General features: G+C 54.3%; 1 protein-coding gene. It reads right to left on the minus strand.

Annotation, left to right across the window (positions count from 1 at the left end):
- Positions 1 to 152 precede the first annotated feature (152 nt).
- A partial coding sequence (locus tag IDG65_RS14345) for a hypothetical protein (RefSeq protein WP_206174249.1) occupies positions 153 to 431 on the minus strand: 279 nt, incomplete at its 5' end.

The following is a 431-nucleotide window of genomic DNA, read 5'->3' on the forward strand; positions in this document are numbered from 1 at the left end:
TGTGAGTGTCATTTGCACGCCGGTATCAGCTGAGCCGGTGATCCCGCGCCAGCTTTCAGTGAGGCGATCAATTTTAGCCGCGGCAAATTGCCGCTGGCGTGGAGCTGCGCGCAAATCCTTTTTGCGTTTTTTCGTGAATGAAATGCCGAACATTAGTTAAACCTCACCAGAATGAGTTTGCTTGTGCCTTTGCCGCGCCGGATCTTCTCGGCATCCTTGAGGTTTTGCAGCTCGCTTTGCATGCGCCCGCGCATCATGTAGAGATCCGCCATTGTGTATTTGTTGAGCGATCGGCCACCGATCGAGTAGCTGGCGAAGCTGTAGTTTTTGCCGAGCCAGCCATTGATTGCATCGAGATCGGCCTGCAACGTAAGCAGGCGATCGGTGATGGTGGTGGCGGTGGCGAGGTTTGCCTTCACCTCGATATAACC

This window comes from Staphylococcus sp. EG-SA-17 (assembly GCF_017151845.1).
Taxonomy (GTDB): Bacteria; Bacillota; Bacilli; order Staphylococcales; family Staphylococcaceae; genus Staphylococcus; species Staphylococcus aureus.